Below are 5,369 nucleotides of genomic sequence, written 5' to 3'. Positions count from 1 at the left end.
CGAAGTGGGCATGCACAAGTCGGCGCTCCTGCGGTACTTCGAGACGCGGGAGCAGATCTTCCTCGAGCTCACCGCGGAGGGCTGGCGTGACTGGTCGGCCGCGCTGCGCGCCGACCTCGCGGCCAGGGGGGAGGGCGACCCCGCCGGTGTCGCCGAGGCCTTCGCCTCGACGCTGGCGGCGCGCCCGATGTTCTGCGACCTGCTGGCACAGGCCCCGCTCAACCTGGAGCGCAATGTGTCGCTGGAGGCGGTACGGACGTTCAAGCTCGTCACGTTGCACGAAGTCGATCTCATCGGCGGTGAGGTGAACCGCCTCCTGGGGCTGACGGAGGGGCAGGTCCTCGACCTGATGTCCACGGCCACCGGGATGGCCGGGGCGTTGTGGCAGATGGCGAGCCCCGGGCCCCGGCTGCGGGAGCTCTACGACGGTGATCCCCGCCTCGGGCACGCGATCGTCGAGGTGGAACCCCGCCTGCGCCGTGTCCTCACCGCGTATCTGGTCGGCGTGGGGGCGGGCGTTCCGGCGCCCTGAGGCCCGGGCCGCGGATCGGCGCTCTGAGCGCCCGCATCGGCACCGGCCCGGGCGGCATCCGCCGGAGGGGACCTAACGGACCTAACCCAGGGGCAGGCCCCCGAGGACCGTTCCCTGGACGTTCTGGGTGACTCCCTGGCCCGGTGCCCCGTTGAGGGCGCCGGTGTTCAGGTGGGGCAGTTCCGTGCTGTTGTCCTCGCCGACCGGGCCCAGGGGCGTCGGGAGTGCGGCGGAGGCGGACTGGGCGTCGGCCGCGTGGGCGGCCGTCCCGGCGGTGGCCAGGGCGGCGCCTGCGAGAGCGCAGGCGGCAAGGGCGCGCTTGATGTTCGACATACGCTGCCAACGATCGCGTGCGGTCCAGGTCACCGAAGACTGCTCCGTGCGGCGTGCAGGGTGTGGCGTAGGGTGTCGCACGTGTCGCGTGCCGGTGGCAGACCGTGTCAGGCATGGAGGCACCGAACCGAGGGAGACCGGCGATGCGCCCGTCACACCCTTCGTTCTCGCGTGACTGAGCGCGAGACGACCAGGCTCGTCGCCTGGAGCCGAGAACTCCGCCGCGTCCACGGCCGCCTGCGCGAGGCGCTGCGCGTGACCCGCACCTCCCTCGCCGAGGGCACGCCCGGCGAGGCCGCCACCCGCGAACTCCTGCTGTACTGCCACGGCTTCTGCGCGGCCCTCGACGCCCACCACCAGGGCGAGGACCGCACCCTGTTTCCGGCCGTGGCCGAGGCACATCCGCAGCTGCGCCCGGTGCTGCGAGCCCTCGAACAGGACCACTCGATGATCGCCCACCTGCTCGGCGGGCTCCAGGCGGCCGTCGAGCGGGCGGCGACGCCCGAGGAGCTCGGCGGCCACCTCGAAGGCATCGCCGCGATCATGGAGAGCCACTTCCGTTACGAGGAACGGCAGTTGCTCACCGTGCTCGAGAGCCTCGACCTGGCCGCCGACCCCGGGGACGTGCTCGGGACCCTCTAGGGTCGCGCGGCCGGTCGCAGCCCGTGGGTGCGGCCGCACGCGCCGGTGGGCGATCGGCGGAGATCCGCGATCACGGTCCGAACGTGCGCCAATCCGCTCGCGCCCCGGCTCCGGATCACAGATGGCGGCGCCGATCGGCGTGGCGGAGGACGGGGCACGGCCATGGGTGCGCCGCTCCGCTGCGCCTCGGTGCGTATCCGCCCCGAGCCCGGTCCCCGCGCCCGGCTGCTCGGCGTCCCGCAGCACCCGCCCGTCAAGGAGGACCACACCCGATGATGCGTCAGCCCCACACCCGCCGAGCCGGGGTCGCGCCCCGCGTCGCCGCTGTCGCACAGGCAGCGCTCGGTGGTCCGCTGCCGATCCGGCTGCGCGCCTGGGACGGCAGCGAGGCCGGACCCGACACCGGCCCGGTGGTCGTGCTGCGATCCCGGCGCGCGCTGCGCCGACTCCTGTGGCAGCCGGGGGAGCTGGGGCTCGCCCAGGCCTATGTCACGAAGGACATCGACGTCGTGGGCGACCTCACCGAGGGGCTGCGCACCATGTGGACGGCGGTGCGCGAACACGGCCTTCACGCACCCGAGCTGACGATGGCCGACCGGGCGCGGATCGCGTCCGCCGTGGTCCGGCTCGGCGCCGTCGGCCCGCGGCCGCCCGCCCCCGCAAGCCAGGCGCGCCTGCACGGAAACCTCCACAGCCGCTCCCGCGACCGCGCGGCCATCAGCCACCACTACGACCTGTCGAACCGCTTCTACGAGCGACTGCTCGACGAGACCATGGCGTACTCGTGCGGCTACTGGCCGCGCACGGACCCCGAGTTCACACCGGCGGACGCCCAGCGGGCCAAGCTCGAACTGATCTGCCGCAAGCTCGCGCTCCGGCCCGGCGCGCGACTCCTCGACATCGGCTGCGGCTGGGGGTCCCTCACCGCCCACGCCGCCGAGCACCACGGTGTGTCCGTCACGGCGGTGACGCTGGCGAAGGAGCAGGCGGCGCACGTGCGGGAGCGGGTGCGGGCCCGTGGTCTGACCGACCGGGTCGAGGTGATCTGCCAGGACTACCGGGACATCCAGGGGAGCGGCTTCGACGCCGTGGCCACGATCGAGATGGGCGAGCACGTCGGTGACGCCCAGTACCCGGCGTTCGCCGGCGCCCTGCACCGTCTGGTCAGGCCCGGCGGACGCGTCCTGGTCCAGCAGATGTCACGGCAGCGCAATGCCCCCGGGGGCGGCCCGTTCATCGAGACGTACATCGCGCCGGACATGCACATGCGCCCCCTCGGCGAGACGACGGGCCTGCTGGAGGCCGCGGGACTTGAGGTGCGCCACGTCGAGGCCCTGCGCGAGGACTACGTCCGCACGGTCGCGGCCTGGCAGGAGACCCTCGAGACGGGCTGGGACGACTTCGTGGCCCTGGTGGGGGAGGAGACGGCCCGGGTGTGGCGGCTCTATCTGGCCGGCGGCAGGCTCGCCTTCGAGGAAGGTCGCATGGGCGTCGACCAGATCCTGTCGGTCCGGCCCGATCCCGGGGCGTCGGCGGGCGGCCCGGGGACGCCGACGGACGTCCCCGGGTGGTACGAGGGTCTCGGATAGGGGCCGCTCGGCTCGCTCGCCGTGGCCCGAGGTGCCCGGGGGCACGGGCTCAAGTGGCCTCCGGCGGCCACGCGTTCATGGTCGGAGGGGGGAGGTACGGACGATGTCACGCCGCTTCGACGATGTCCTCGCGCACCGCCGCGGCCCACGCGACGACCAGGACCTCGTACTGCGCGCGCTGTTCGGTGGTGAGCCGGCCGCCGGTCCGCTCCATCAGATGGCGGATCTGACGGTTCAGCTCGGCGGCCGAGCGGGCGGAGCCGGACGTCGGTTGGATCGGGATCATGACGAACAGCGTAGGCGCTGCCACTGACAGTGAGCCAGAGCCCAACGAAACCGGCATATGACGCAAGGCGTCCGGGCGGTGAACTCCCGCCCCGCCCGGCCCGGTTCCGGCCCACCCCGTCGGGCGGGAGGGCGGCCCGGCCCCGGCGCATGGCGTGAAGGGCGCGGTCGTGGCCCGCGCCGGGCCCGGCCGTTCCTATGCTGAGGGGCATGATCGACATGCCGCCGCTCTCCGCGCTCGAAGTCGCCATGGTCCAGACGGGCACCCGGGCCGTGGACACCCTGCGGGACACCGCGGAGTTCGCGCAGGAACTGGAACGGCTCGGCTACCACCGGGTCTGGTACGCCGAGCACCATCACTCCCCGGCGATCGGCGCGTTTCCGCCCGTCGTCCTGACCGCGCACGCCGCGGCCTCCACCTCGGTGATCCGCCTCGGGTCGGGCGGCGTCCTGGCTCCCAACCATGCGCCGCTCACGGTCGCCGAGCAGTTCGGGACGCTGGCCGCGCTGCACGCGGACCGTATCGACCTGGGCCTCGGCCGGGGTCCGGGCACCTTCGATGAGGCCACCGCACGGGCGCTGCGGCGCGGAGCCGGTCCGACGACGGACGCCGAGTACCGCGACGACGTGGCCGAGATCCTCGCGTATCTGACGGACGAGGTCGCCCTCGGCCCGCTGCCGGAGCCGTGGCTACTGGCGTCCAGCCCCGCCGGTGCCGGCCTCGCCGCCGGACTCGGCCTGCCCGTCGCCGTCGCCCACCACATCAGGCCGGACAACACCCGCGCGGTCCTCGAGCACTACCGGTCCGCGTTCCAGCCCTCGCGCTGGTGCGCGCAGCCCCACGTCCTGCTGTGCGTGGAGACCGTGTGTGCGCCGACGGAGGAGGAGGCGCAGCGCCGCGGAGGACCGATGAACGTCGTCAAGGCCGGTCTCCTCAAGGGAGTCAGCGACCTGCCGTTCCCCACGCCCGCCGAGGCCGCGGCCCATTCCTTCACGGCGGAGGAGCGGCGGGCCCTGGCCGCGTTCCGCGCTCAGCAGGCCGTCGGCGCCCCCGCCGCCGTCGTCGGCCGGCTCAGGGAGCTGGCCGACGAGACGGGCGCGGACGAACTGATGCTCACCACACCGGTCCACGACATCCGCGACCGCGTCGCCTCGTACGCACTGATCCGGGAACACCTGTCCGCGGGCTAGCTGTACCGACTCGCGGGGTTGTCGACGCGGCTGATGAACGGACGGACGCACCGACCGACCGACAGGACCGGCCGGGCCGGGCCGCCCGCACGGTCACGCGTCCGTCGTGCCGCCCAGCCAGGTCCGGGCGGCCACGACCAGCGCCTGCACGCCCGTCGTCAGGGTGGGCTCCACGACGGGAGCGAAGTGGGGCGAGTGGTTGCCGGGCAGGGAGTCCAGTCGGCCGGAGAGGATGGCGTTCAGGGTGGGCTCCGTCTCCAGCCCGCCCCAGAACCAGAAGACCGTCGGCACCCCGGCCGCCTCGCCGAAGACGCCGACGTCCTCGCTCGCCGCGACGAGGGGCATCGGGAACAGCCGCTGCTCGCCGAACTCCCCGGCGAACGCCGCCACCGTCCTCGCCGTCGACTCCGGGTCGCTGACCAGGAGCGGAGCGCTGTGCGTCCACTCGATCACCGGCGGTTCGGGCGTGGCGCCGGCCGCGCACTCGGCGCGCACGATGCGCTCGACGGCCTTCTTGACGAGGGCGCGCACGTCCGGGGAGTAGCTGCGGACGTTGATCCCGAGTTCCGCCGTGTCCGGGATGATGTTGTCCTTGGAACCGGCCTGCAGGCGGCCCACCGTGACGACGGCCGTCTCGGCGGGCGGGACCTCGCGGGCGACGATGCTCTGGAGCCGGGTCACCACGTGGGCCGCGATCAGGACCGGGTCGACGGTGGACTCCGGCCGGGACCCGTGTCCGCCGCGCCCGTGGATGACCACCGCCGCGGTGTCCGCCGCCGCCATCACGGGCCCCGACG

Annotated in this window: 7 protein-coding genes; 4 read left to right on the top strand and 3 right to left on the bottom strand. The window is 73.7% G+C overall.

Annotated elements, in window-relative coordinates; genetic code table 11:
• Positions 1-532: TetR/AcrR family transcriptional regulator (locus GTW43_RS13770; RefSeq protein ID WP_161301977.1), on the top strand; the 532-nt coding region annotated here is incomplete at its 5' end.
• A gap of 81 nt (positions 533-613) precedes the next feature.
• Here GTW43_RS13770 and GTW43_RS13765 read toward each other — a convergent pair.
• Positions 614-865, bottom strand: coding sequence for a hypothetical protein (locus GTW43_RS13765; protein WP_161301975.1), 252 nt, complete (start codon positions 863-865; stop codon positions 614-616).
• A 171-nt stretch (positions 866-1,036) separates the two neighbouring features.
• Between GTW43_RS13765 and GTW43_RS13760 the strand changes: the two genes are divergently transcribed.
• Together GTW43_RS13760 and GTW43_RS13755 are read left to right on the top strand one after the other, a co-directional pair.
• A complete protein-coding gene (locus GTW43_RS13760; protein WP_161301974.1) occupies positions 1,037-1,507 on the top strand; it encodes a hemerythrin domain-containing protein in 471 nt (156 codons plus the stop codon).
• Between the two features lie 272 nt (positions 1,508-1,779).
• Complete coding sequence (locus GTW43_RS13755) at positions 1,780-3,096, top strand: cyclopropane-fatty-acyl-phospholipid synthase family protein (RefSeq protein ID WP_161301972.1); 1,317 nt, start codon at positions 1,780-1,782, stop codon at positions 3,094-3,096.
• A gap of 106 nt (positions 3,097-3,202) precedes the next feature.
• Here GTW43_RS13755 and GTW43_RS13750 read toward each other — a convergent pair whose 3' ends face one another.
• Positions 3,203-3,382, bottom strand: coding sequence for a hypothetical protein (locus GTW43_RS13750; RefSeq protein WP_161301970.1), 180 nt, complete (start codon positions 3,380-3,382; stop codon positions 3,203-3,205).
• A gap of 209 nt (positions 3,383-3,591) precedes the next feature.
• On the opposite strand from GTW43_RS13750, the gene GTW43_RS13745 reads away from it, so the two are divergent.
• Positions 3,592-4,572 (top strand): LLM class flavin-dependent oxidoreductase, encoded by a 981-nt coding sequence (locus GTW43_RS13745; RefSeq protein WP_161301968.1) that lies wholly within the window; start codon positions 3,592-3,594, stop codon positions 4,570-4,572.
• Between the two features lie 93 nt (positions 4,573-4,665).
• Here the strand turns inward: GTW43_RS13745 and GTW43_RS13740 are convergent.
• A partial coding sequence (locus tag GTW43_RS13740; RefSeq protein WP_161301967.1) for a peptidase dimerization domain-containing protein occupies positions 4,666-5,369 on the bottom strand: 704 nt, incomplete at its 5' end.

It is taken from the genome of Streptomyces sp. SID5785 (genome assembly GCF_009870065.1).
GTDB lineage: Bacteria > Actinomycetota > Actinomycetes > Streptomycetales > Streptomycetaceae > Streptomyces.
This window is presented reverse-complemented; position numbering and strand designations above follow the sequence as displayed.

Coding starts and splice junctions, on each gene's coding strand:
- GTW43_RS13750 (WP_161301970.1), bottom strand. CDS start 3,382: ATGATCCCGATCCAACCGACGTCCGGCTCCGCCCGCTCGGCCGCCGAG.
- GTW43_RS13755 (WP_161301972.1), top strand. CDS start 1,780: ATGATGCGTCAGCCCCACACCCGCCGAGCCGGGGTCGCGCCCCGCGTC.
- GTW43_RS13745 (WP_161301968.1), top strand. CDS start 3,592: ATGATCGACATGCCGCCGCTCTCCGCGCTCGAAGTCGCCATGGTCCAG.
- GTW43_RS13765 (WP_161301975.1), bottom strand. CDS start 865: ATGTCGAACATCAAGCGCGCCCTTGCCGCCTGCGCTCTCGCAGGCGCC.